This window comes from Enterobacter sp. fkY84-1 (assembly GCF_052974705.1).
In genome coordinates this window covers 2139635-2164618 of the sequence record NZ_CP169393.1, presented here as the reverse complement: position 1 = coordinate 2164618, position 24984 = coordinate 2139635, and the positions used below count along the sequence as shown (strand labels likewise).

Genomic DNA, 24984 nt, shown 5'->3' with positions numbered 1-24984 from the left:
AATCATGCAGGTTTTGTATTATCGGCACTCGGTGACGTTTCACCCCATTCCTCAGCCGGAAACGTCAGCAGCAGCACCCTGAGCAGGGACTCAAGCTGCGCGCGTTGCGCCTCAGAGAGGTTTCTCAGCAGCGCATTTTGCGTTTCCGTGTGCACGAGCAGCGCCTGTTCGATACGAGCCTGCCCGTGCGGCGTCAGGCTGACGAGCGAGCTGCGCTTGTCGTCGGGATCGGCAATCCGCCTGATAAGGCCTTGCTGTTCGAGATGGTTGAGCCGGTTCGTCATCGCCCCTGAGGTGATCAACAGGGATGTATACAGCTGCGTGGGCGAAAGGCAGTACGGCTCCCCGGCGCGGCGCAGCGTGGCGAGGACGTCAAACTCGCCCTCGCGAAAGCCAAACGGCGCCATGGCCAGCGCGCGTTCTTTTCCCAGGTGCTTCATCAGCCTGAGCATTCGGCCAAAAATTTTCATCGACGAGGCGTCCAGCTCGGGCATGGCGCTGCTCCACTGGCCGACAACGAAGTCTACATGGTCTTTCATCTTCACCCCCGATGGCGTGGGAATTTATCGAGTTGTGCGGTACATCTTACACTAAAACAGATTTTATCTTAACGTTAAGATAAATGCTCGCGGCAATTTGCCCGGGCCATTCACACCCGAAAAGGATGCCATGTTGAAACGCACATCACCGTTACTCTTCGCCGTTATCGCTTTTATCGTCGGGCTAAATCTGCGCCCCATTCTGGCCTCGGTTGGCCCCCTGTTCTCCGTGCTGCAGGGCGAAGCAGGGCTGACCGCGACGCAATTCAGCCTGCTGACGACCCTGCCGGTGGCGATGATGGGACTGGCTGCCCTGTGTGGCCCCTGGCTTTTAGCCAGGATCGGTGCCGTCAGGGGAATTATGCTCGGGCTGTTCATCCTGCTGGTAGCCTGTTCATTACGCGGTTTTAGCACCTCGCTGACGGGCTTGATGGGCACCGCGTTACTGGGCGGGGCCAGCATCGGTACGATCCAGGCGTTAATGCCTGCCCTGATAAAAAAGGCGTATACGCAAACGGCCAGCACGATCATGTCGCTATTCAGCACGGGCATTATGGCCGGTGCGGCAGTCGCCGCCGCCAGCGCCGAGCCGCTGTTTTCATGGCTCACGCTGAAGCCCGCGCTGGCTATGGCAGGCGTGCTTGCGCTGCTGGCGCTGATGCTGTGGTTACCCCTGGTTAAGCAGCCTCAAGGGGAACAAACAGCACATGAATCCGTTACGCTCTCTTCCTCCCGGACTGGACTACTTCTGCTCTTTTTCGGCGTGGGGACGGGTGCCTACACGCTGGTCTTAGCCTGGCTGCCCCCGCTCTATATTCAGGCAGGATGGTCCGCACGCAGCAGCGGCTATATGCTGGCCTGGCTGACCTTAACCGAGGTGGCCGCCGGGTTTGCCGTCTCCGCGCTGATCGGTAAATTCCCCGACCGCCGTGTTCCGCTGATAACTGTACTGTTACTGCTGCTCGCGGGGTTACTGTGTCTGGTCTTTGCGCCAGGTACGACGCCGGTCTTATCAACCTTGCTGCTTGGCATCGGTATCGGCGCCCTCTTCCCGCTGTCGCTTATCGTCACGTTCGATCATGCGCGAACGCCCGCGCAGGCCGGGAAGTTACTGTCTAAAGTTCAGGGAGGAGGATATATGATCGCCGCGCTCATGCCGCTAGTTGCCGGGATCGTTCGCGACAGTTCGGTCTCGCTGACCAGCGCATGGCTGGTGATGAGTGCGGGAGTCGTGCTGTTGATCGCTATCGCGTTCACTTTCAAACCCGCCGTGAACGTGCAGGCGCGGTGAATGCGGTACCAGAAATGAGAGTCGTATTTCAGACAGCTCTACGCTAAATTCCATCATTTCAGGCTATTAAGGAGTGGATATGTCGCAGACGTTACCGGGAATTGATGTCATGTTCGTCGCCGGGTTCGGGCCTATTTCACAGGATACAGCGTCCAGCACCGCGTTTTATATCCAGACACTCGGTCTGCCGCTGAAGCCGATGGAGGGCAATGCCGATTATCTGCTCACTGAAGAGGGACGCTTACCGGGCGTGAAGCATTTTGCCGTCTGGCCGCTGTCACAGGCGGCAACGTCCTGTTTTGGTGAAGCGCAGTGGCCAGTGGAGCATCCGATACCGCAGGGATGGATTGAATACGAGGTGCAGGATCTCGATTCCGCTACCCGTGTTCTGAGTGAAAAAGGCTATCGGTTGTTGGTCGCCAACCGCACGGAACCGTGGGGACAAACCGTTACTCGCCTGCTCAGCCCGGAAGGTTTGCTGACCGGACTAACGATTACGCCGTGGCTGCGTGGATAGAGGATGTTAAAAGGTGCTGGCTTATATCACGATAGGGACAAATGACTTTCAGCGCGCCGTGAACTTTTATGACGCTATTTTTAACGTTCTGGGCTATTCACGTCTGCCCGCCTGGACTGATAGCTGGGCAATGTGGGGAAATGAAAATCATCCGGTTGACGAATTTAGCTTCTGCATTTGTCCTCCTTTTGACCAGCAACCCGCGACGGCGGGAAACGGGACAATGTTCGCATTCAGAGCCGATAGCGCGGAAATTGTCAGACGCTTCCATGCAGTGGGCCTCCGTGCGGGAGGAAAGGATGAAGGCGTGCCCGGTACACGAACCGCCTACGGCCCCGATTTTTATGTTGCCTATCTGCGCGATCCTGACGGGCATAAACTGGCGTGCGTTTGCCAGCATTATTCTCCTGATGCAGATAAGCTATCAGGCGAAGAAGAGTCACTTCAATAATAAAATTTTGCGGTAAGGACCGGTAGACACCCAGTCCTGCGGAGATCACTTCAGCTCCAGCGTGCTTATTACATGGGCAATATCCGCGATGTCGCCAGCTGACAACGGTTGCAGAGGGCGAGGCAGGCAATCCATGTCGGTAAGCCCAAGCGCGCCAGCCGCAGCGGCAATAACGCGAATACTTCCGCCATGTTTCCGGAAGAGCGACCACAACGGCTCAAGGCGGGTTGTCAGGGCTGTAACGCGTTGATGATCGTTTGCCGCCGCAGCTTCGGTGATTTGTTTCGCCATCTCAGGGAACAGACCGCCACACACGGAATACCAGACTTCACAACCGGCGTTTAATCCCAGCCCCGCATAAGCGTCGCCACTAATACCGATTGTTACGCCAGGGCGCAAAAGTTGACGTAACGCATTCACCCTTTCAATCGCTGCAGCGGGGCTATCCGGGACGCCAGGGATCTTGACCGAGCGAACCCCCTCAAGTGAGGAGAGACGACCGTGAAGTTCATCCGTAAAGGTAAAATGCGTAGTGCCCGGATTATCATAGATACACACCGGTACAGACGCGTGCCGGGTAACGGTCTCAAAGAGTGAAAAGACTTCTTCGTCACGGAGTGGCTGGTAGCTGACCGCCGGGAGTAACAGCGCATTCGCACCAGCTGCCTGTGCATCCTCTGCCAGATGCAGAATGGCATCGGTACTGACCGCTCCCACACACACCATAACGGGGATGTTCCCTGCATGCTGTTTAGCCAGCGTTGCTACGCGCTTGCGCTGCTCCCGGGTCAGATAGGCGTAGCTTCCGGTTGACCCCAGGATGCCCATAGAATCAACCCGAGCGTCTGTAAGACGGGAAAGAATATGGCTAAAACCCTTTTCATCCACGCCGCGGGTAGTGACTGGGGTTAATGGAAACGCCGACAAACCGGTAAACATAACTGTTTCTCCTGAAGGGTATTACAGCTGTTGTTCTTCGATGAGAGCAACTTCAAACCACAGACCGGGCATCATTTTTTCCAGGCCGTCGGTCAGCATCTTCCCGGCTTCGTGAAGTCTATCCAGCGGCATCTGCGGGAGACTCTCCAGAATGAACCACATTTGCTGAGCTTCCACGCCTAAGCGGGTTCTGATCCCCTGTCGCCAGTTCCAGCGACGGCAGGTCACGCCGATATCATCACACCAGATAACCTCGCCTTGTGAAGGATACTCAACGGTGGCCTCTCCCTCTTTGACGGTATCAAAAGGCTCTGTTCCTTTTGCCACAGTCAGACGCGGCGCCCCCTGATAGGCAGAGAGATTCTCTCCACCAACCGGAACGGCATAGCGGAGACTAACGGCATTATAAAGATCAACGATAGGATCGAGCGCTGGCATCGTTCCGTCACGTAACACGCGCTTGCGTAACGCATCTGCTGAGCAAGGGGTGCGTTTAGGTTTAGCACCAAACTTTTGAAAAACGTCGGCCCATGCCGCCAGATGAGAGTCCGCCCAATCTGGTTCACCGGCCAGAACGGCTTCACAGGCTTCACGCAGCGCCGTTTCCCCAATGTCGGGATTAAGCACTGGCGCAGCTTTTACGCAAATGCTCAGTGCACGAAAACCGGGAGCAATACGATAAATTTCAGGGGTAATTGACGGAGATACTGTTAGCACGTGATAATCCTGTAATGACCAATTTATTCCATGATAATGACCAATGACCAAAAAAGTCAATTTAATGACCGATGCAAACGCTATCGTCAACACTGTGAATGAAGCCGTATCTCAGCGAATTAAACTCTATCGTAAGCATAAGAAGATATCCCTCGATGAACTCTCCCGTCGGGCAGGCGTCAGCAAGGGAGCGCTGGTTGAGATAGAGGGATGCCGGGCGAATCCCAGCATTGCCCTGTTATGCCGCCTGGCTGCCGCAATGGGGGTTTCGGTGGCTGACTTTGTGGATGTCAGTTCAAAACCGACCGTGCATCTCATTGCTGAAGATGAGATCCCAGAATTGTGGGAAGGTGAAAAAGGCGGGAGAGCAAGATTGCTCGCAGGGTCAGGTGGCCCTGATATGACCGAGCTCTGGATGTGGGAAATGCAGCCGGGGGAAAAGTTTGCGTCCCCCGGCCACACGGAAGGTACGCTTGAACTGTTTTATGTGCAGGCGGGCAGGCTCACACTCGGCGTACAGGAACACGTGTATCGGGTAAATACTGGCTGTTCGGCAACCGCCAGAACGGACGTTCCTCATTTCTATGAAAACCAGGGGGAGAACCCGCTGGTATTTATCATGACAGTACATGAAAAAGCATCCTGAGCATTCCCCGGCATAGAGGACAGCCCTGTGCCTCATCACAAGTAGCCCAAAAGGAGGAGTTCGGTGAATAATCAGCATCTGCGTTTTACCAAAGACAAATTTATTGTCACAACCGATCCCAGCTTTTTTCAGCTGGAAGCCATTCACGATTACCTCTCGCAATCGTCCTGGGCTCCTGGTATTGATGCTGAAACGGTCAGGATATCAATCCAGAACAGCCTTTGTTTCGCGCTCCTGGATGGAACAAGACAAATCGGCTTCGCCCGTCTGGTCACAGACTATGCCACTTTTGGTTATTTGTGCGACGTCTACGTGCTGAACGATTATCAGAAGAGTGGTCTTGGCCGTTGGCTGATTGAATGCTGTCATGCCCATCCATTGTTGTCACGTCTGCGACGGATAATGCTGGTAACCGACAGCGCGCCATGGTTATACCAGAAGCTGGGGTATAACCCATTGAACCGACCAGATTTTGTCTGGCAAATCAATCGACCCGATATTTATCGTAACCCCGGGCAAAAATAAAAGTACTTTGCAGAGAGTAATGATAAATGTGAATCCGCAAGGCCAGTCACTCTGATACAGAAGAATTTGCCATTTTAGCCGAACGAACCTTACGACATCCGCTTCTGGCACTGAGCGGATATGCTAACTGAGCTAAAGGTCCGCTGTGAGTGAGAAGCAAACATCTTAAGTAGGTTGTTCTTTTATGCTACTACCTCTATGTAGCCATGTTATATGGCTACATTTATACAGAAGTTAGGATTAGTCTTTTCCCGGACCATAATTAAATTTTGTCCCTTTGCCAATGGCGTAAAACTGTCCGCCAGCAACGTAATGGACAGTACGTAATTCATATGGTGCATCATCAAAAATCCAGTGCCCATTTATGAAAACGCGGTCATCACTCCATGCTCCGACAATTTCCCCCATGAACAAGTTGTGCTGCTTTTCATTTTCTTCATTGGGTATGACCTTACATACTAACCAGCCAGCGCAACCTTCCACTAAAGGCAGATCAAACTCTTTCTGATAAAATAGTGGGATTTTACTATTTTTATCGGGTGTGTCGGAATAACTGTGACCTCCAGCATATAAAACCATTTCCATCTGATTCACTACTGGGATCTGTACAACGTAATATCCGCTTTTTTCTACAAGCCCGCGAGTAAATGCCTGTGGACCTATAAAAGCCATCACTTTGTTATTGCCTACTAATCCCACCCAGGCCGCTGCCATGACATTTTCAATGCCATCATTTTTAGCCGATATCATCGTCGTTGGCCCGACCTGTAATAAACGATAGGCTTTGTTTAACTCTACTGGTTGAATTGACATAATTTACTCTTTTGGGTTCTGATAAAAAGTAACACAGGTTACTTATTTGATTGTTCGATTATATGGCTGGAATAGTTGCAAATTAATTGCTATTATCAAAATACATTATTGCAGATTTCACAATAATCATGGACAAACTTGACGCTCTAAAATTTTTTATCATCGCCTCTGAGACCTTGAACTTCCGCGAAGCAGCCATCAAGCTGTCGGTTTCACCATCAGTAGTAACCCGAACAGTCGCTGAGCTGGAGAAACAACTTGGTGAACCTTTATTCAAACGCAATACGCGTTCGATCTTTCTCACCAGTTTCGGCGAACTATTTTTACCCCAAGCGAAGCGACTGCTTGAAGATTCTGAAAAACTTTTTCAGACAGGGAAAGATGATAATGAAATGAAGGGTATTGTTCGTATCACATTACTTCGATTTCCAAATCATGAACAAATCTTGTATGAACTATTGACTGCACTACGTCCCTATCCTGAGTTATTTATCGACTGGCGTTTAGATATGATGAAACTTGATACTATTGAGCATCGTATTGATATAGGTATACGCGTAGGACGAGAACCTAATCCAAACTTTATCATTAAAAATATCGCACAAGTTGAACATATTTTGGTTGCATCCCCTGAACTTATTGAGCGACTGGGAGCACCTACTGATTTAGAAGATCTTCGACAGCGTTATCCATTTAGTGGTTTAATTAATCCTGAAACGGGAAAATCATTTGAGTTTATGAGTGACGCAGTAAATACTTTTGTCCCTCGTCATATTGAGTTTTATACTACAGATCCATATGCCGAAATTCAGGCTGCATTGGCCGGGAGAACGGTTGTACAGTCCAGCGACTTTATCTGTAGGGAGTACTTAGCAAGCGGCCAACTTGTTCCCCCATTGCCAGAACTGCGACAGGAGAAATGGCAATTTTATTTATATCGGCCTTACCAGCAGATTACTCCCAAAAGGGTGACGGTCGTTTTCTCGTTATTAGAAAAAATATTACGCAAATATTTCGCATCAAAATAACATTCTCCTCGACGTCCGCATCTGGCACAGAGCGGACATCAGAATATCGGCTATCCCCAACAAACGGATGGCTCTGGCGACAAAAAACACTCACCTTCCCAGTGCTGCAACAATTGCCCCCTCCATTTTCTCGGGCGTAGTCATCGGTGCAAAGCGCTTGAGGGGTTTACCGTCACGCCCGACAAGGAACTTGGTAAAGTTCCACTTGATCCGCCCACCCAGCACGCCGGGCAATTCGTCTTTCAGATAACGAAAAATCGCATGTGCTGCGGCACCGTTGACCTCGACTTTCGCGAACATGGGAAAGCTGACGCCGTAGTTAATGTAACAGGTCTTTGAGATGTCGTCGGCACCGCCGGGTTCCTGCTTACCGAACTGGTTGCAGGGGAAGCCAAGCACCACCAGCCCTTGATCGGCGTATTTTTTGTACAGTGCTTCAAGACCCGCATACTGGGGCGTAAAGCCGCACTGGCTGGCCGTATTAACAACCAGAATCACCTTACCCGCATAGTCGGCCATGGAGATAAGCTGCCCATCCAGACGGGTGGCGCTAAGTTCATGAAAATGGGTCATATTAGTGATTATGATCTCTTAGAAAAACGGTTAGCACATCCTTTGGAGGGGTTACACCCGTTTCTGAAAGCATCCATCCCACAGCGCCGCGATGATAGGTACCGTGAAACAGTACATGGTTGAGCATATCCGCCGCTTTCATTTCGCCATATCCGCCATCGACAAAACGGAATTTGATGATTTCAGAAAGTCCGGGCACGTCCATTGAGCCTGCGTGCGTAATATACCAGTCAGTGCATTCAGTCATCTTTTTCAGAAGCTCGTCTGCAGACGGCGTTTCCGGCGTATTCAACGCGGTGTATTGATGCGTTTGACCAGTAATATTTGCCCTGAAAATCATATCCACGACATAAACATGGTTCATAAGTCTGAGCATCAGATGGTGCTTTTCAGCATTTGCGGAAGTATCGACCCTCTGTATTGCTTGTAAGGTTTCCGTATCTGCCCAGCGTTTGAATTTGAATAACGTGACAATCGTGCCTGTGTCCATCGCCCCTCCGGATTAACAAAAAATTATCATATCAACAACTTTGTCAGGCCGGTATCACTTCCACTTCCGGCACCAAACAGACGGTAATTCTGCTACCCGAAAAATTCCCTCACGGCAGGCTATTTGTGATACATTCCTGGCGCGTCAATGACCACTACACTCGCTATCAGGTATGCAGAACATAACAAAAAAAATTCACTGGCTTCTGCTTACTCTGCCACTCCTCAGCGGTTGTGGCACGCTCTCGCAAATGTCCTCCCCGGAAGGTACTCAGGAACTTCTCACTCATGATTCGCTGGATGGCGACGTTGACAGCGTGGTGCGTCACTACATGGCGCAAAAATCCGTTCCCGGGATGACGGTCGCGGTGATCCATAATCACGGCTCACCGCAGTTTTACACCTGGGGCGTAACCGATGCGGTCAATCGCTATCCGGTCAGGCCCGACACCCTGTTTGCGCTCGGCTCGATCAGCAAAGGGATCACGGCAGAAGTAGTGGCTTGTCTGGTGAATGAAGGGCAACTGAACTGGAACGATAGCCTGGCGACATTGCTTCCGCCGGGGACGGCGCTTAGCGCGGATGCACAAAAAATCACCCTACTTGAACTGGTAACCCACACCTCCGGCCTGCCGCGTCAGAATATGGATGTTCCGATGCTTGGGAAATTCATCAGCTACTTAAGCACCGGCGATAATTTCTACGGTGAGCTGGATAGCGATAACGTGCTGCTCTACCTCGCCGACTGGCGAGCGCCAAAGAATAAAGTGCCGCAATACTCCAATACCGGCTACGCCTTGATCGGCTACATCCTGAAGCACAAAACCGGCGAAGATATCCAGAGTTTAGCCTCGCGCTATATTTTCCATCCGCTGCAGATGGCTAACAGCAGCTTTACGCCGCAGCAGCTAAAAGGATACCCCCAGCGGGCGCTAGGCCACGCGGGCGATCAGCCTAAATTTATCCCACGCGGGCAGCTCACACCGGACTGGCATTTTTCCAATAATATGGTGGCGGCAGCGAGCTTATACAGCAACGCTGAAGATCTGGCGGCCTATGCACGCTATCACGTATCGACGACTCACAATCGCTTACTGGACAGCGTCTTTGCCGAAGTCAGGGATACCGACATTCAACGACCTGACGGAGTACAGGGTATTGCCTGGACCACCGACTTTATCGGTCTGGAGAAAATCACCTATCAGGTCGGCTATATCGGCGGCTACTCCAGCTTTATCGGTTATGACAAAGAAAGAGGCAATGCGGTGGTAGTGCTGCAAAATACCTTTAACTGGAGTAATTACATTGGCATCGCGCTTTTGATGGATATGGCGGAAAAAGACGGCCTTATTACCTCTGGCAACCGTTTTGCGAATAATAGGATGCCTGAGCGCGTTTATCAGCAATAACGGTGAACGCCCGCCGTCAGATTCAGGCCTGATGTGCCAGATCTTCACGAGTCGGCCCCTGAAAGTAGATGGTACTAATATGGCAACTTCGAGGCTGAGTCAGTACAAAACGCATCGTTTCCCAGATTGACCATCCATTCATCAGACGCTGCCCCATTCTTGTTTGATTATCGACATGCGCATCTAAACCGGTCAGTTCAAAATCAGGCGGATATAACCCGGTTACCCGAATATTTTCTTTGGATAAGTGTTCTGACAGTTTCGTTGTAAAGCCGCTGAGCCCGTGTTTGCTGGCAAAAAAAGCGGGATGGGCAATGGAATCTGTAAAATTCGGAATACCGCATGCGGAAATAATCGCAATGATGTCAGCGCTCTCTGAGCGTCGCAATCCTGGAAGCAGCGCTTGGGTGAGCAGGATTGAACCAGTCAGGCCTGAACTGACGGTACTGACGATTTCTGTGCTCGATTGTTCGTCTATCGTCCCTGACAGCCACTGAGCAGCATTCAGTATTAAAATATCGATTGGCTTTTCTGAACGTAAGACCTGTGAAGAGAACTGAGAAATGGATTCCGGCTGGGCTAAATCGCAGAGATACCCTCTTGCCACCCCCCCTTCAGCCGCGATGAGGGCGCAGGTTTTTTCAATATCCTCGACCCGACGGGCGCTAAAATCCACGTCAACGCCCTCTCGCGCCAGCCAGACGCAAAGCGCCTGACCAAATCCCCCACCGCCACCCGTGATAACAGCGCGTCTTCCTCTCAGCATAACTCTGCGTCCTTTATCGTGATGAGTCTGTGTCGGAGGATTTATAGCATGGTGAGGCGGGGGAACATCTTCCCGTTAATGCCATTTACAGCTGGCTAAAACAGCGACTGCATTGTACTTCACCATTAAAAATATATAATACGAGTTTTTTAAGGCTTACATTTCACCAAAAAAACTAAGTCGATAGGTATATTGCGCTATGCAATGCAAAAGAATGAACGATGAGCTTATTTACATCTAACTCTATTGCGATTCGGGTGTCCCCTGATGAAACACCAGCTTCCACTGGTCATTATCAAAACGCTCCCAACATGAAGAGCGAAGAGAAGCACGACTGCCATCCTGATTAAACGTCCTGTAATATAATATTGCGATATTATCGCTTACGCTAATGAGTTGAAAATCGCTGCTGAGAATAGTCGGCGCGTTTACTTCATCAGAAAGGCATTCTATTGTCTCAGTACGAGTGACTAACACACCTGTACGCGTTATTTCTCTAAATTCTTTATGAAGTATCTGTTCGAGCCATTCCCTTTCTTTTCGCATCTCGCCATGTAGAGAACATTCAAGTCCAATAAGCTTCTCCAGGAGCATAGTGATTGTCCTTTTACATTTTGTCAGTTTTTTTAAAACGATAATCGCTCTAAGGCAACGTCCGCTCCAGCACGAAGCGGATCTCCCCTTACACCGCCGACTTCGGCCTCAAATTCTCGTCAAACGTCAGCCGCTTGCGTTCAGGCTCAACCTCGCGCAGTGGCTCGACCTGATGCATCGTCAGCTTGCAGCGCTCCACCAGTACCTGATATTCCCGCGTGCCCTGCTGCTTCCAGGCCAGTTCCTGCTCGCTCAGCTCACGGATCGCCCTGGCCGGGCTGCCGATGATCAAATGGTTGGCAGGCATCTCCGCTTTGGCCTTCACGAACGCCGCCGCGCCGACGATGCTGTTTTCACCAATGACCGCCCCGTCCATCACCACCGCATTCATGCCCACCAGCGCATTGCGGCGGATCACGCAGCCGTGAAGAATGGCGCTGTGGCCGATGTGTCCGTCCTCTTCCACCACCGTGTCCTGCTCCGGGAAGCCGTGCATCACGCAGTTATCCTGAATGTTCGCCCCGTCTTTCACCACGATACGGCCAAAATCACCGCGCAGGCTGGCATTGGGACCGACATACACGCCTTTGCCCAGAATCACGTCGCCAATGAGCACCGCCGTTGGGTGAACATAGCTCTCGTCAGGCACGACCGGCGTCAGGCCGTCAATTTGATAAACAGGCATCTTCCCTCCTTATGCGCTTGTAAGACCACCGAAGCGTTGAAAGTAGAGCGTGCCGGGCACGGGCAGTTCGCCGACGGAGGTTTCGCCCTTCTCGCTGACAAACGCCAGCGCTCCCGGCGCGACACGCTGATAGATATTTATGCAGAGCTGTCGGGCGCTTTGTCCCGCCCAGTGCGCCGGCAGTAACTCTTCCGGCAGCAGCGGGTCCTTCAGCACCACGCGACGATAAAAGTGAATCAGCAGCAGCTGGATCTGGAAGCAGCGTTCCGGCGTCAGCTCCTCCGGCGCGGCCTCTTTCAGCAGCGGCAGCAGCGGCCGGAACGAGTTGATAAACGACTCGTACATCGCGTTTTGCTCGGTTAACTGCCAGCACTCTTCTACGCGTGAACGCAGCGCGGCGCGCGAGAGCGCCAGCGGCGAGTGGGCTTCAAAAAAAATCACGTTTTCGGCCACGCCGGCATCGTGAAGCAGGGACTGCACGTCCGCCAGATGCTGCGACGGCGAGGCCATCAGGCTCGGCGCCAGCGTGCCAAACCCCTGCCAGATCAGCTGCTTTTTAACGTCGGCCAGGGTGGTTTTATCCAGCCCCTCGGAGAGCAGCAGTAACCATTTGCCGTCCCAGGCGGGCAGTTCCGCGCGGTAGATCTTATTCTCCGCGCGACGCGTCAGGCGCAGCCCCTTATCGCTCAGGCGGTAAAAGCTGCGGCGCCCGATGCGCGAGACGTCCAGCCAGCCCTCTTTGTTGAGGCGAAACAGCGCGGTACGCACGAAACGTTCGCCAAACCCCATGCCTTCCAGTAAGGCTGCCAGGCTGCCGAGCCAAATCTCACCGCCGCGATGGGAAAGCGCGTCACCGTATAGCGAGGAGATAAGCGAGGTCCCGCTGACGGGAACGGAGCTGACCGCGTGCTGGATAAAGGCGTCGAGTTTATTCATGTGATTCATTCTGTTGTTATTTTTGTCCTGGATGAATCATAGCATAGGATTCTGGGATAGCCCGTCACCCTAACCCCCTCCCTTTGGAAGAGGGCCGGGGTGAGAGGAAACTTAGCCGTTGGCCGCAACTTTACGCAGGTCAAACACCCGGCAGGCTTTCCCCTCCGAGCGCGGGATGCTGCCGCAGTTCACGATCGTCACGTCGGTGGAAATCCCCACCATCGATTTAATGCGGTGGCGCAGCTGGTGGCACACCTGGCAACGCTGCTCGTGCGTCAGCATCAGGCTGCTCTCTTTCAGCTCCACCTTCACGGAAAGTGAATCAAGATGCCCGCGACGGTTCACCTCCAGCTGGTAGTGCGGAGAAAGGTGCTCGAACTTCACAATCTCTTCCTCCAGCTGCGACGGGAAGACGTTGACGCCGCGAATAATCAGCATATCGTCGCTGCGGCCGCTGATGCGGTCCATACGGCGCATGCTGCGCGCAGTTGCCGGGAGCAGGCGCGTCAGGTCGCGGGTGCGGTAGCGGATCACCGGCAGCGCCTCTTTGGTCAGCGTGGTGAACAGCAGTTCGCCCTGCTGGCCGTCATCCAGCGGCGTGCCGTCGTTCGGGTTAACGATCTCCGGGTAGAAATGATCTTCCCAGATGGTCGGGCCGTCGACGGTTTCGATACACTCCATCGCCACGCCTGGCCCCATCACTTCGGAGAGGCCATAGATGTCCAGGGCGGTAATGCCTAAGCGTTTTTCAATTTCGCGACGCATGGCCTGCGTCCACGGCTCGGCGCCGAAGACGCCCACGCGCAGGGAACAGGTGCTGGCATCGCCGCCCATCTGACGCTCCAGTTCCTCAATCAGGTTGAGGCAGTAGGATGGCGTCACCATGATCATGTCCGGCTGGAAATCGCGGATCAGCTGCGCCTGTTTCTCCGTCTGGCCGCCGGACATCGGGATCACCGTCGCGCCTAAGCGCTCGGCGCCGTAGTGCGCCCCCAGCCCGCCGGTAAACAGGCCGTAGCCATAGGCCACGTGAATTTTGTCCTTCGCGCTGCCGCCCGCCGCGCGCAGGGAACGCGCCACCAGGTTGGCCCAGTTATCAATGTCGCCTTGCGTGTAGCCGACAACGGTCGGCTTGCCGGTGGTGCCGGATGACGCGTGAATGCGCACCACCTGCTCCATCGGCACGGCGAAGGTATCGAACGGGTAGTTATCCCGCAGGTCCTGCTTGGTGGTGCACGGGAACTTACGGATATCCGCCAGCTCGTTGAAATCGTCAGGATGAACGCCCGCAGCATCAAACTTGCGTTTGTACATCGGCACGTTGTTATAGGCGTGATGCAGCGTCCATTTCAGACGCGCGGTCTGCAGCGCCTGTAACTCGTCAAGGGAGGCCGTTTCAATCGGATCAAGCTTTGTTGTATTTGTCATTGTAGGGTACTCACATTGTTTTTATGCTCAAACACGCTCAAGGATCATGGCAATGCCCTGACCCACACCGATGCACATCGTACACAGCGCGTAGCGCCCGCCGCGTCGGTGCAGTTCGTTACTCGCGGCCAGCGCCAGCCTGGCGCCGCTCATGCCCAGCGGGTGGCCCAGCGCAATCGCGCCACCGTTCGGGTTAACGTGCGCGGCATCATCCGGCAGGCCCAGCTGACGCAGCACGCCCAGCGCCTGCGCGGCGAAAGCTTCGTTAAGCTCGATCACGTCCATATCGTTAATGCTGAGTCCGGCGCGCTCCAGCACCCTGCGAGTGGCCGGTACCGGGCCGAGCCCCATCAGACGTGGCTCCACGCCCGCCGTCGCCATCGCCACGATCCGCGTGCGCGGGATTAACCCCTGAGCCAGCGCCATCTTCTCGCTGGCGACGATCAGCGCCGCCGCGCCGTCGTTGACGCCGGAGGCATTTCCCGCCGTAACCGCTCCGTTCTTACGGAACGGCGTTTTCAGACCGGCAAGCTGCTCGAGCGTGGTGTCCGCGCGCGGATGTTCATCCACGCTGAACGCCGTAACCGTCCCTTTTTTGCCCGGCACCGGCACCGGGACAATCTCCTGCGCCAGAATGCCGTTCTGCTGCGCCTGCGCGGTACGCTGCTGGCTGCGCAAGGCAAACGCGTCCTGATCGGCACGGCTGATATTTAACAATTCAGCTACATTCTCTGCCGTTTCCGGCATACTGTCAGTTCCGAATTGCTGATGCATGAGCGGATTCACAAATCGCCAGCCGATGGTGGTATCGAAGATCTCCGCCTGACGCTGAAACGCGGCGGTGGCTTTGCCCATCACAAACGGCGCGCGGGACATCGACTCCACGCCGCCCGCAATCAGCAGGTCGCCGTCGCCCGCCTTAATGGCGCGCGCGGCAAAACCAATCGCGTCCAGCCCCGACCCGCACAGGCGGTTAATGGTGGTTCCGGACACCGTCTGCGGCAGCCCGGCCAGCAGCAACGACATGCGCGCCACGTTGCGGTTATCTTCCCCCGCCTGGTTGGCGCAGCCGAATATCACGTCGTCAATCCGCTCCAGATCGAGCTGCGGGTAGCGGGCCAGCAGCGCGCGCAGCGGCACGGCGCCGAGATCGTCAGTTCGAACGGCGGAAAGCGCGCCACCGTAGCGGCCCACCGGGGTTCGAACGCCATCACAAATAAATGCGTCACGCATCAGGCCTCTCCTGTCACGCTGCCGCCGATGCGGTGAGATTTTCCGCGAAAAAGGGCGACGGTTTTTTGTTGTTGGTTCTGGATTTCAATGTCGTATACGCCGGTCAGCTTTCCCTGATGCTTCACCCGCGCGGTGGCGGTGAGCGTGTCCCCGGCGAAGCCCGGACGCAGAAAATCAATCGAGCAGCCGGAGGCTACCGCCGCCAGCCCCTGGCTGTTGCAGGCGTAGGCAAAAGCGGTGTCTGCCAGCGAAAACAGCTGTCCGCCGTGGCAGGTTTTATGGCCATTCAGCATCTGCGGGGTGATGGTCATGGTCACCACCGCGTAGCCCTCGTCCATCTCGACAATGTCCATCCCCATCGCCTGCGCGCAGGCGTCCCGTTCGTACATAGTGCGGGCGTTATGCCAGGCGTTATGACTCATAGCTACTCTCCAGAAGCGCGCGCTGGCGCAGCAGTGAACAGGGGCGATAGCGCTCTTCACCGTAATGGCGCTGCAGGTTCTCCAGCAGCGTCAGCATGCGCTGCCAGCCCAGGCGCTCGCCCCAGGCGATCGGCCCGCTCGGGTAGTTCACGCCCAGGCGCATGGCGGTATCAATGTCCTTCTCGCTGGCGACCCCTTTTTGCAGGGCATCCAGCGCCTCGTTGGCAATCATCGCCAGCGTTCGCCAGATCAGCAGGCCGGGATAATCGGCAATTTGCACCACCCGGAACCCCTGCTGTTGCAGGTAGCGGATGGCTTTTTGCGTCGCGGTATGCGGATTGCTGGCCGCGGCGGCAATGACCGCCACGTCGCGCTCAATGCGGTCGACCACCACCACCGGGCCGTTGAGCCGCAGCGCCAGCGCCTGCGCGGTCTCCCCCTGCGTTTCAATCAGGTACACATCATCAATTTCGGTGACGCCGTCACGTCTTTTTTCCACGCGCATCGGGCTATAGCTGTCGTTCACCGCCTTGACCCACTGCACGTCGGGTTTGTCACCCTGCCAGTCGTAAACGCCCTTCCCGCTCTTTTTGCCCAACCTTCCTGCCAGCACCAGCTCCTGCTGAACCAGCGAAGGCAGAAAACGACGCTCCTGCCAGAAGGCGTTAAAGACCGAGCAGGTCACCGCAAAGTTCACGTCCTGACCAATCATGTCGGTCAGCTCCAGCGGCCCCATCGGGAAGCCGCCGCCTTCGCGCAGGGCGGCGTCAATTACCTCCGGCGGCGCGACCTGCTCTTCCAGCGCGCGCCAGGCTTCGGAATAGAACGGACGCGCAACGCGGTTGACGATGAATCCCGGCGTGGACTGGCAGCGAACGGGCTGTTTGCCCCAGTTCAGCGCCAGCTCACACAGCGCGTCGGCCACTTCCGGGGAGGTCGCCAGCCCGCTGACCACCTCCACCAGCTTCATCACCGGCGCCGGGTTAAAGAAATGCAGCCCTGCGACCCGCTCCGGGTGGTGGACGTCCGCCGCAATCGCCGTGACGGAGATGGAGGAGGTATTGCTGGTCAGTACCGTCTGCGGCGGGCAGATCTCAGCCAGCTGCGCAAACAGCGCCTTTTTCACCTCCAGCCGCTCTGAGGCCGCTTCAATCACCAGATCGGCCGCGGAGAGCGCCTCGATATCCGTGACGGGAACCAGCCGGGCAAGGATCTGGCTCCCGGCATCGGCAGAGAGTTTTCCCCGCGTTACCCGGGAGGCCAGACGCTGGCGGATCCCGTCGATGGCGCGCGATATCGCATCGCTGGAGATGTCGTAGATCAGCACCTGATGACCATGGCTGGCGGCGACTTCGGCAATCCCTGCGCCCATCGTGCCGCTGCCGATCACGGCGACAGTCCGTATATTCAGCATCTTATTTCCCCGTAAAGTTCGGCGCGCGCTTCGCCAGGAAGGCGCTGACGCCCTCGCGGTAGTCATCGCTGCGCCCGGCCAGGCGCTGATAGTCGCGCTCCAGATCGAGCTGGGCGTCCAGAGTGTTGGTTTCCGCAGCGTTGATCGCCTGCTTGATCAGCCCCAGCCCGAAGGTCGGCTGCGACGCAAAATGCAGGGCCATCTGCTGCGCCGTAGCGGAGAGCTGTTCGTCATCCACCACCTGCCAGATCATCCCCCACGCCTGCGCCTGTTCGGCGCTGAGCTTGTCGCCGAGCAGCGCCAGCCCCATGGCGCGGGCGCGTCCGGCCACGCGCGGCAGCAGCCAGGTGCCGCCGCAGTCCGGCACCAGACCGAGCTTGCTGAAGGCCATCACAAAGCTGGCGGAGCGCGCCGCAATCACCATGTCGCAGCCGAGCGCCAGCGTGGCGCCCGCGCCCGCCGCTACGCCGTTAACGGCACAGATGACCGGTTTCGGCAGCTTTGCCAGGCGGCGCACCAGCGGGTTGTAGAAGGTTTCCACGGACATGCCCAGATCCGGCGCAGGGCCGTTGGGGTCGACGTTGCGGTCGTTCAGGTCCTGACCGGCACAGAAGCCGCGTCCAGCCCCGGTGATCAGCAGGCAGCGGATAGTGTCATCGCGCTCGGCCTGTTTCAGGCAGTCGGCCAGCTGCTGGTGCATCACGTCGTTAAAGCTGTTCAGACGCTCCGGACGGTTCAGCGTAAGGGTCATCACGCCCTGTTCTATATGACTGAGAATAAATTCCACAATTAGCGTCCTTTAAAGTCGGGGGTGCGTTTTTGTAAGAAGGCGTCGATGCCTTCCCGGCGGTCTTCGGTGGCAGAAAGCAGCGTAAACAGCTGGCGCTCCTGGGCCAGACCGGCCTGGAGCGGCACCTCCTGGGACTGGCGCAGCGCCTGTTTGGCCGCCTGCAGCGCCAGCGGGGAGTGACGCGCCATCAGGGCCGCCTGCTTCAGGGCATACTCCAGCGTCAGCGCCGCCGGGAAAACATCGCTCACCAGCCCGGCGCTCAGCGCCTGCCCGGCGGTAATGCTCTCGCCGGTCAGCACCATTTTGCTGGCCAGGGATTTCCCGACGCTGCGGATAAGACGCTGGGTGCCGCCCGCGCCGGGCATGATGCCGAGCGTGATTTCCGGCAGGCCGAAACGGGCGTTGTCACCAGCGATAACCACGTCGCACAGCAGCGCCAGCTCGCAGCCCGCGCCCAGCGCGAAGCCATTTACGGCGGCGATCAGCGGTTTAGGAAACGCGTTGATTCGCGCCCACAGCTGCGGGCGAATATCGTTCAGAGTGGCAGGCAGGTCTTTCTCCGCCATTTCGTTGAGATCGGCCCCGGCGGCAAAGCAGCGCTCGTTGCCGTAAATCACGCAGACGGCGATGTCGGCATCCACAGCGGCGGCCTCAAGCTGTTCCGCAAGCTGGGTCAACAGCGCGTTGTTGAGGGCGTTGCGCGCCGCCGGACGGTTCAGCGTCAGCTGCAGCACGCGGCCATGACGGGTAACAATCATTTCACTCATGCCATCCCCTTCGCGTCAAAGTCGACAATTACGTCCGCGGTTAACGGCAGCGACTGGCAGCTCAGCACATACCCGGCGGCCAGCTCGTCCGGCTCCAGGCTGTAGTTGGTCGCCATGTCCACCTTCCCGCGCAGCACTTTGCATTTACAGGTGGCGCAGACGCCGCCCTTGCAGGCATACGGCAGATCCGCTCCCTGACGCAGGGCGGCATCCAGAATGCTTTCGTCGTCCGCCGTCAGGGTGATTTCACGGTCGCGCCCGTCCTGGCGAACGGTCACTTTCTGTCCTTCTGCCTGCACGTGCGCCGCGCGCTTAACGGTGATTCCGGAGGTGTTAAAGCGCTCAAGGTGAATGGATTTCTCCGGCATCCCCAGCGCCTTCAGCGTGGCTTCCGCGTCATCCATCATTGCAGACGGGCCGCAGATAAACGCCTCGTCATACTGGCGGAAGTTGATCAGGGTTTTCGCCAGCGCCTGCAGCTTTTCCCCGTCGATGCGGCCATAGAGCAGGTCGCTGTCCAGCCGCTCCTGGCTGAAGATGGAGAGCAGCTGCAGCCGCTGCGGGTATTTGTCCTTCAGGTCCGCCAGCGCCTGGCGGAACATCATGCTCTGGCTGCTGCGGTTGCCGTAGATCAGGGTGAAATGGCTGTTCGGTTCGGTCGCAAGCGTCGCGGAGATAATCGCCAGCATCGGGGTGATCCCGGAGCCTGCCGCAATCGCCAGGTAGTGGCCTTCGCGTTCGGCCTGTGGCTGGTAGCCAAACTGCCCCTGAGGAACCATCACCTCCAGCGCCATGCCCGCTTTGATTTCATCCCGGGCATAGCGGGAGAAGCGCCCGCCCTCAATCGCTTTGACCGCCACGCTGATTTCGCCCGGGGCGGTACTCCGGCAGATGGAGTAGCAGCGGCGCAGCTCGTCCCCGCCAAGCGTCGTTTTTAACGTCAGGTGCTGGCCGGGACGGAAGCGGTAGGCCTCCTGCAGGGCCTGCGGCACCGCAAAGGTAATGGTCACCGCGTCGCGGGTTTCGGGTTCCACTTTTGCCACTGTTAATGAATGAAACGTTGTCATGGCAGCCTCAAATACATTTGAAATAGTCGAAGGGCTCACGGCAGGAATTGCAGCGGTAGAGCGCTTTGCAGGCCGTCGAGCCAAATTCACTGATAAGCGCGGTGTCGGTGCTGGCGCAGCGCGGGCAGCTCACCTCCACCGGGGCGTGCGCGTGACAGCTATGCCCCACCGGTGGACTGATGCCGTACGCCCGCAGGCGCTCGCGCGCGTCGGGGGTCATCCAGTCGGTGGTCCAGGCGGGTTCAAGCTGGAGCACAATGTGCACCGGGGTAAAGCCGTGCGCGGTCATCGCCTCGCGGATCGCCCCCAGCAGGTGTTCCGTTGCCGGGCAGCCCGAGTAGGTGGGCGTGAAGCCGATGACCCAGCCTTCCCCCTGCGCCTTCACGCTGCGCACCATGCCTAAATCGGTGATGGTTAACACCGGCACTTCCGGGTCCGGGATCTGGCTTAACAGCGCCCAGATCTGCGGGATTTGCGCAGGCGCGATGTCGACGAGGCTTTGCATAGCGTTCTCCTTTACCACTGCTGGCCGGGATACGCGCGCTGGAGATACTGCATTTCCGCCAGCATCGGGCCCAGATGTTCGGTGTGCAGCCCCTGCTTGCCCCCGGTGCGGTACGCCACCTCGGCGGGCACCTGCAGGCAGGCTTCATTCAGACCGGCATACACTTCGCTTTCCCACGGCTGGCGCAGGAGGCGCGGGTCAACCGCCACGCCGGACTCAATCAGCTCGCGCTCGACGTCATCGGCGTCAAACAGCTCGGCCGTAAAACGCCACAGGCTGTCGATGGCCTGCTGCATTTTTTGCGCAGACGTTTCTGTCCCGTCGCCCAGCCGCACCAGCCAGCCGCGGCTGAAGCGCAGGTGGTAGCGCGCCTCTTTAATCGCTTTGGCGGCAATGGCGGCAAGCTGGCCGTCGCGGCTTTGGGCCAGGCGTTCATACAGCGCCACGTTCCAGGCATCCATCAGGTACTGGCGGGCAATGGTGTCGGCGAAGCTGCCGTTCGGCTGCTCCACCAGCAGGACGTTGCGGAACTGGCGCTCGTCGCGGCCAAACGCCAGCGTGTCTTCATCGCCCTGGCCTTCCCGCTCCGCGGCATAGGTCAGGAAATTGCGCGCCTGTCCCAGCAGGTCGAGACCGATATTGGCGAGCGCGAGATCGATTTCCAGCTCCGGCGCGTGGCCGCACCAGGCGCCGAGACGCTGAGAAAGCACCAGACCGTTGTCGCCCAGACGCAGGGCATAGGCAGTCACTGAATTCATTCTTTGCCTCACATATGCTCGATGCCGTCAGGGATGGTGTAAAACGTCGGATGGCGGTAAACCTTGCTTTCCGCCGGGTCGAAGAACTCGCCGCGCTCTTCCGGCTGGGAGGCGACAATCTCGCTCGCCTTAACCACCCAGAGAGAGCAGCCTTCGCTGCGGCGGGTATAGGCATCACGCGCATTTTCCAGCGCCATGCGATCGTCGGCGGCATGCAGACTGCCCACGTGACGGTGGGACAACCCCTGTTTGCTGCGTACGAACACTTCGTACAGCGGCCAGTAGACATTGCTCATGCTTATTTCCTCTTAAGCGGCCTGACGGGCGCGTTGTTTTTCGGCGTGCGCCAGCGCGGCTTCCCGCACCCACGCGCCCTCTTCGCAGGCTTTACGTTTCGCGGCCAGGCGTTCGTGGTTGCAGATGCCGCGCCCGTTAATGACCTCGTCAAACTCGTGCCAGTCAATCTCGCCGAAGCGATAATGACCGCGCTCTTCATCAAAATGCAGGTCGGGATCGGGCACCGTCATGCCCAGCATCTCCACCTGCGGCACCGTGTTGTCGACAAAGCGCTGGCGCAGCTCGTCGTTGCCAAAGCGTTTGATTTTCCAGGCCAGGCTGCGGGCGCTGTTCGGCGAATTGTCGTCGTTCGGCCCGAACATCATCAGCGCGGGCCACCAGAAGCGGTTGATGGCGTCCTGCAGCATCTGGCGCTGAGCCTCGCTGCCCTGCGCCAGCGCCATGCAGGCTTCAAAGCCCTGACGCTGGTGGAAGCTCTCTTCTTTACAGATTTTCACCATCGCGCGGGCATACGGACCGTAAGAGGTGCGGCACAGCGCCACCTGGTTGACGATGGCGGCGCCGTCCACCAGCCAGCCGATCACGCCGATATCGGCCCAGCTCAGGGTCGGATAGTTGAAGATGGAGGAGTATTTCATCTTGCCGTCGAGCATCTTCTGGTAGATGTCTTCCCGCGCGCAGCCCAGCGTTTCCGCCGCGCTGTAGAGGTAAAGCCCGTGTCCGGCTTCGTCCTGCACTTTCGCCAGCAGGATCGCCTTACGGCGCAGCGTCGGGGCGCGGGCGATCCAGTTCCCTTCCGGCAGCATGCCGACAATTTCGGAGTGCGCATGCTGGCCAATCTGGCGGATCAACGTCTTACGGTAGGCGTCAGGCATCCAGTCCTGAGGCTCAATCGCCGTCTCCTGCGCTATGCGCTGCTCAAACCGTTGTTCTTGCGTCACGTCATCACCTTTATGATTCGTTAGTTTGCAAATTAAAGCGTAATGTTGAATCACTTTGTTTTTTAAAAGTTACACAAAGGTTAAATACAACCCCAAGAATTGTTTGCTTGTTTTGTGATGCTGCTCGCAAGGCTTTTACTACAAGCCTTGATAAGCGGGCCTTGGTATTCTGTGATTCATCCATCCAGATCACATCGTTAACAATTCATTAAAAACTCAGCTTGATTTTTATGATTCACGATCAAACTATTAATGGGTAAATCACGTAACATTTGGAGATAAGCGATGCAGCAGTTAGCCAGCTTCTTGTCCGGCACCTGGCAGTCTGGCCGGGGCCGCGAACGCACTATTCATCACGCCATCAGTGGCGAAGCGCTGTGGAGCGTGACCAGCGAAGGGCTGGACATGGCGGCCGCCCGTCGCTATGCGATTGAGCGCGGCGGCGAAGCGCTTCACGCGATGACCTTTATCGAACGCGCGGCCATGCTGAAGGCGGTGGCAAAGCACCTTCTTAGCGAGAAAGAGACGTTTTATGCCCTGTCCGCCCAGACCGGGGCGACAAAAGCAGACAGCTGGGTCGATATCGAAGGCGGCATCGGCACCCTCTTCACTTACGCCAGCCTGGGCAGCCGCGAGCTGCCGGATGACACCGTGTGGCCGGAAGACGAGCCGATCCCGCTGTCGAAAGAAGGCGGCTTTGCCGCGCGTCACGTTCTGACCTCGAAGTCCGGCGTGGCGGTGCACATCAACGCCTTTAACTTCCCCTGCTGGGGAATGCTGGAAAAACTGGCCCCGACCTGGCTTGCGGGCATGCCCGCCATCATCAAACCTGCCACCGCTACCGCGCAGGTGACGCAGGCGATGGTGAAATCCATCGTCGACAGCGGGCTGGTGCCGGACGGCGCTCTCAGCCTGATCTGCGGCGGCGCGGGCGATCTGCTGGACCAGCTCGACAGCCAGGACGTGGTCACCTTTACCGGCTCCGCCAGCACCGGGCAAAGCCTGCGCGTGCACCCGAATATTGTGGCGAATGCCATTCCGTTCACGATGGAAGCCGACTCCCTGAACTGCTGCGTGCTGGGGGAAGACGTCACGCCGGAGCAGCCGGAATTTGCCCTGTTCATTCGGGAAGTGGTGCGCGAAATGACCGCCAAAGCCGGGCAGAAATGTACGGCCATTCGCCGCATTATCGTCCCGCAGAGCCAGATTGACGCCGTGAGCCAGGCGCTGGTTGCCCGCCTGGAAAAGGTGGTGGTGGGCGACCCGGCGCAGGAAGGGGTAAAGATGGGCGCGCTGGTCAACGCCGAACAGCGTGCGGACGTGCAGGAGAAAGTGGATCGGCTGATCGCCGCAGGCTGCCAGGTCCGCCTGGGCGGCAAAGCGGATTTGCAGGCCGCGGGCGCGTTCTTCCCGCCGACCCTGCTGTTCTGCCCGCAGCCGGATGAAACTCCGGCAGTGCACTCAACCGAAGCTTTTGGCCCGGTTGCGACGCTGATGCCGTATCGCAACGCACAGCACGCAATGCAGCTTGCCCGCGCGGGCGGCGGCAGCCTGGCAGGCACGCTGGTCACCGCAGAGCTGGACATTGCCCGCCAGTTTATTCTCGGCGCGGCGCGCGCCCACGGGCGTATTCAGATCCTCAACGAGGAAGCCTCGAAAGAATCCACCGGCCACGGTTCCCCTCTGCCACAGCTAGTGCACGGCGGTCCCGGACGTGCGGGCGGGGGCGAAGAGCTGGGCGGCCTGCGCGCGGTGAAGCACTACCTGCAGCGCACCGCGATTCAGGGCAGTCCAACCATGCTGGCCGCCATCGGCAAGCAGTGGGTGCGTGGCGCAGCGGTGCAGGAAGATCGCGTGCATCCGTTCCGCAAATACTTTGAGGAGCTGCAGCCGGGCGACAGCCTGCTGACGCCGCGCCGCACCCTGACGGAAGCGGACATCGTGAATTTTGCCTGCCTGAGCGGCGACCACTTTTACGCCCATATGGACAAGATCGGCGCGGCAGAGTCGATCTTTGGCGAGCGCGTGGTGCACGGCTACTTCCTGATTTCCGCCGCGGCAGGGCTGTTCGTTGATGCGGGCGTTGGGCCTGTCATTGCCAACTACGGCATGGAAAACCTGCGCTTTATCGAGCCGGTTAAACCGGGCGATACCATTCAGGTGCGTCTGACCTGCAAGCGTAAAACGCTGAAGAAACAACGCAGTGCTGAGGAAAAACCAACCGGCGTGGTGGAATGGGCGGTTGAGATCTTCAACCAGCACCAGCAGGCCGTGGCGCTCTACTCCATCCTGACGCTGGTGGCGCGCCAGCAGGGGGATTTCTGACACCTTCCCTTCACCGCCTTTCCTGCCGGGTGGCGCGATGCTTACCCGGCCTACGACGACCAGCCGGGGTGTGACATCGCCCCGCTCTTTTTTTAACCTGGCAAGACTGGCAAATAATC

At 57.1% G+C, this 24984-nt stretch carries 29 protein-coding genes; 8 read left to right on the top strand and 21 right to left on the bottom strand.

Translation table 11 applies throughout. The features are described 5' to 3' along the window. Positions 1–2: 2 nt before the first annotated feature. The gene (locus tag ACEPLT_RS10360; protein WP_032674714.1) at positions 3–539 is read right to left on the bottom strand and encodes a MarR family winged helix-turn-helix transcriptional regulator; all 537 of its coding nucleotides are present in this window, start codon (positions 537–539) and stop codon (positions 3–5) included. A gap of 130 nt (positions 540–669) precedes the next feature. Here ACEPLT_RS10360 and ACEPLT_RS10355 point away from each other — a divergent pair, with 130 nt between their 5' ends. The 3 genes from ACEPLT_RS10355 to ACEPLT_RS10345 all read left to right on the top strand — a co-directional run bounded on the left by ACEPLT_RS10355 (position 670) and on the right by ACEPLT_RS10345 (position 2798). Then, on the top strand, positions 670–1830 hold the full coding sequence (locus tag ACEPLT_RS10355; RefSeq protein WP_032674713.1) for an MFS transporter: 1161 nt from the start codon (positions 670–672) through the stop codon (positions 1828–1830). 79 nt (positions 1831–1909) lie between these two features. Beyond that, positions 1910–2347, top strand: coding sequence for a VOC family protein (locus ACEPLT_RS10350; RefSeq protein ID WP_032651731.1), 438 nt, complete (start codon positions 1910–1912; stop codon positions 2345–2347). Between the two features lie 13 nt (positions 2348–2360). Then, the gene (locus tag ACEPLT_RS10345) at positions 2361–2798 is read left to right on the top strand and encodes a VOC family protein (RefSeq protein ID WP_071993446.1); all 438 of its coding nucleotides are present in this window, start codon (positions 2361–2363) and stop codon (positions 2796–2798) included. Positions 2799–2843: 45 nt separating this feature from the next. On the opposite strand, the gene ACEPLT_RS10340 is transcribed toward ACEPLT_RS10345, so the two are convergent. Both ACEPLT_RS10340 and ACEPLT_RS10335 read right to left on the bottom strand, forming a co-directional pair. Further along, a complete protein-coding gene (locus ACEPLT_RS10340) occupies positions 2844–3737 on the bottom strand; it encodes a dihydrodipicolinate synthase family protein (RefSeq protein WP_232928917.1) in 894 nt (297 codons plus the stop codon). Positions 3738–3758: 21 nt separating this feature from the next. Beyond that, a complete protein-coding gene (locus tag ACEPLT_RS10335) occupies positions 3759–4454 on the bottom strand; it encodes a B3/B4 domain-containing protein (protein ID WP_032674709.1) in 696 nt (231 codons plus the stop codon). A 43-nt stretch (positions 4455–4497) separates the two neighbouring features. Between ACEPLT_RS10335 and ACEPLT_RS10330 the strand changes: the two genes are divergently transcribed. Continuing rightward, the gene (locus tag ACEPLT_RS10330; RefSeq protein WP_232928914.1) at positions 4498–5100 is read left to right on the top strand and encodes a helix-turn-helix domain-containing protein; all 603 of its coding nucleotides are present in this window, start codon (positions 4498–4500) and stop codon (positions 5098–5100) included. A 63-nt stretch (positions 5101–5163) separates the two neighbouring features. Continuing rightward, the gene (locus ACEPLT_RS10325) at positions 5164–5625 is read left to right on the top strand and encodes a GNAT family N-acetyltransferase (protein ID WP_008502363.1); all 462 of its coding nucleotides are present in this window, start codon (positions 5164–5166) and stop codon (positions 5623–5625) included. A gap of 240 nt (positions 5626–5865) precedes the next feature. Here ACEPLT_RS10325 and ACEPLT_RS10320 read toward each other — a convergent pair whose 3' ends face one another. Continuing rightward, positions 5866–6438, bottom strand: a complete 573-nt coding sequence (locus ACEPLT_RS10320; protein WP_232928912.1) for a flavin reductase family protein — start codon at positions 6436–6438, stop codon at positions 5866–5868. Between the two features lie 128 nt (positions 6439–6566). Between ACEPLT_RS10320 and ACEPLT_RS10315 the strand changes: the two genes are divergently transcribed. Further along, entirely contained in the window at positions 6567–7466 is a 900-nt protein-coding gene (locus ACEPLT_RS10315; protein ID WP_232928910.1) for a LysR family transcriptional regulator, read from the top strand. Between the two features lie 90 nt (positions 7467–7556). On the opposite strand, the gene ACEPLT_RS10310 is transcribed toward ACEPLT_RS10315, so the two are convergent. Both ACEPLT_RS10310 and ACEPLT_RS10305 read right to left on the bottom strand, forming a co-directional pair. Beyond that, complete coding sequence (locus ACEPLT_RS10310; RefSeq protein ID WP_232928909.1) at positions 7557–8039, bottom strand: glutathione peroxidase; 483 nt, start codon at positions 8037–8039, stop codon at positions 7557–7559. 1 nt (position 8040) lies between these two features. Further along, entirely contained in the window at positions 8041–8529 is a 489-nt protein-coding gene (locus ACEPLT_RS10305; protein ID WP_023292523.1) for a DinB family protein, read from the bottom strand. Positions 8530–8701: 172 nt separating this feature from the next. Between ACEPLT_RS10305 and ACEPLT_RS10300 the strand changes: the two genes are divergently transcribed. Continuing rightward, positions 8702–9937 (top strand): serine hydrolase domain-containing protein, encoded by a 1236-nt coding sequence (locus ACEPLT_RS10300; protein ID WP_232928907.1) that lies wholly within the window; start codon positions 8702–8704, stop codon positions 9935–9937. A 22-nt stretch (positions 9938–9959) separates the two neighbouring features. Here the strand turns inward: ACEPLT_RS10300 and ACEPLT_RS10295 are convergent, their stop codons facing one another. The 15 genes from ACEPLT_RS10295 to paaA form a co-directional block, all read right to left on the bottom strand. After that, a complete protein-coding gene (locus tag ACEPLT_RS10295; RefSeq protein WP_232928905.1) occupies positions 9960–10703 on the bottom strand; it encodes an SDR family oxidoreductase in 744 nt (247 codons plus the stop codon). Between the two features lie 243 nt (positions 10704–10946). After that, a complete protein-coding gene (locus ACEPLT_RS10290) occupies positions 10947–11249 on the bottom strand; it encodes a nuclear transport factor 2 family protein (protein ID WP_332908606.1) in 303 nt (100 codons plus the stop codon). Positions 11250–11385: 136 nt separating this feature from the next. After that, positions 11386–11982, bottom strand: a complete 597-nt coding sequence (paaY, locus tag ACEPLT_RS10285; protein ID WP_039025627.1) for a phenylacetic acid degradation protein PaaY — start codon at positions 11980–11982, stop codon at positions 11386–11388. A 9-nt stretch (positions 11983–11991) separates the two neighbouring features. After that, positions 11992–12927 (bottom strand): phenylacetic acid degradation operon negative regulatory protein PaaX, encoded by a 936-nt coding sequence (paaX, locus tag ACEPLT_RS10280; protein WP_095442547.1) that lies wholly within the window; start codon positions 12925–12927, stop codon positions 11992–11994. 102 nt (positions 12928–13029) lie between these two features. Next, positions 13030–14346: a phenylacetate--CoA ligase PaaK gene (gene paaK / locus ACEPLT_RS10275; RefSeq protein ID WP_232928900.1), complete on the bottom strand. Its 1317-nt coding sequence runs from the start codon at positions 14344–14346 to the stop codon at positions 13030–13032. A 27-nt stretch (positions 14347–14373) separates the two neighbouring features. Continuing rightward, complete coding sequence (gene pcaF / locus ACEPLT_RS10270; RefSeq protein WP_447088375.1) at positions 14374–15579, bottom strand: 3-oxoadipyl-CoA thiolase; 1206 nt, start codon at positions 15577–15579, stop codon at positions 14374–14376. After that, positions 15579–16001, bottom strand: coding sequence for a hydroxyphenylacetyl-CoA thioesterase PaaI (gene paaI / locus ACEPLT_RS10265; RefSeq protein WP_008502373.1), 423 nt, complete (start codon positions 15999–16001; stop codon positions 15579–15581). Before paaI ends, pcaF begins: the two co-directional genes overlap by 1 nt. Continuing rightward, positions 15991–17415 (bottom strand): 3-hydroxyacyl-CoA dehydrogenase PaaH, encoded by a 1425-nt coding sequence (paaH, locus tag ACEPLT_RS10260; RefSeq protein ID WP_155020692.1) that lies wholly within the window; start codon positions 17413–17415, stop codon positions 15991–15993. The genes paaI and paaH overlap by 11 nt, the downstream gene beginning before the upstream one ends. Position 17416: 1 nt before the next feature. Then, positions 17417–18205 carry a 2-(1,2-epoxy-1,2-dihydrophenyl)acetyl-CoA isomerase PaaG gene (paaG, locus tag ACEPLT_RS10255; protein WP_155020693.1) on the bottom strand — a complete coding sequence of 263 codons (789 nt, stop codon included), beginning with the start codon at positions 18203–18205 and terminating at the stop codon, positions 17417–17419. Next, entirely contained in the window at positions 18205–18972 is a 768-nt protein-coding gene (paaF, locus tag ACEPLT_RS10250) for a 2,3-dehydroadipyl-CoA hydratase PaaF (RefSeq protein ID WP_232928885.1), read from the bottom strand. The genes paaG and paaF overlap by 1 nt, the downstream gene beginning before the upstream one ends. Next, entirely contained in the window at positions 18969–20039 is a 1071-nt protein-coding gene (gene paaE / locus ACEPLT_RS10245; protein WP_123922481.1) for a 1,2-phenylacetyl-CoA epoxidase subunit PaaE, read from the bottom strand. Before paaE ends, paaF begins: the two co-directional genes overlap by 4 nt. A 7-nt stretch (positions 20040–20046) precedes the next feature. Next, entirely contained in the window at positions 20047–20544 is a 498-nt protein-coding gene (gene paaD / locus ACEPLT_RS10240; RefSeq protein ID WP_232928883.1) for a 1,2-phenylacetyl-CoA epoxidase subunit PaaD, read from the bottom strand. An 11-nt stretch (positions 20545–20555) separates the two neighbouring features. Further along, complete coding sequence (paaC, locus tag ACEPLT_RS10235) at positions 20556–21302, bottom strand: 1,2-phenylacetyl-CoA epoxidase subunit PaaC (RefSeq protein ID WP_045409999.1); 747 nt, start codon at positions 21300–21302, stop codon at positions 20556–20558. 8 nt (positions 21303–21310) lie between these two features. Then, the gene (gene paaB / locus ACEPLT_RS10230; RefSeq protein ID WP_045409990.1) at positions 21311–21598 is read right to left on the bottom strand and encodes a 1,2-phenylacetyl-CoA epoxidase subunit PaaB; all 288 of its coding nucleotides are present in this window, start codon (positions 21596–21598) and stop codon (positions 21311–21313) included. 12 nt (positions 21599–21610) lie between these two features. Continuing rightward, a complete protein-coding gene (paaA, locus tag ACEPLT_RS10225; RefSeq protein WP_447088374.1) occupies positions 21611–22540 on the bottom strand; it encodes a 1,2-phenylacetyl-CoA epoxidase subunit PaaA in 930 nt (309 codons plus the stop codon). A gap of 285 nt (positions 22541–22825) precedes the next feature. On the opposite strand from paaA, the gene paaZ reads away from it, so the two are divergent. Continuing rightward, entirely contained in the window at positions 22826–24865 is a 2040-nt protein-coding gene (gene paaZ / locus ACEPLT_RS10220) for a phenylacetic acid degradation bifunctional protein PaaZ (protein WP_232928874.1), read from the top strand. Positions 24866–24984 lie beyond the last annotated feature (119 nt).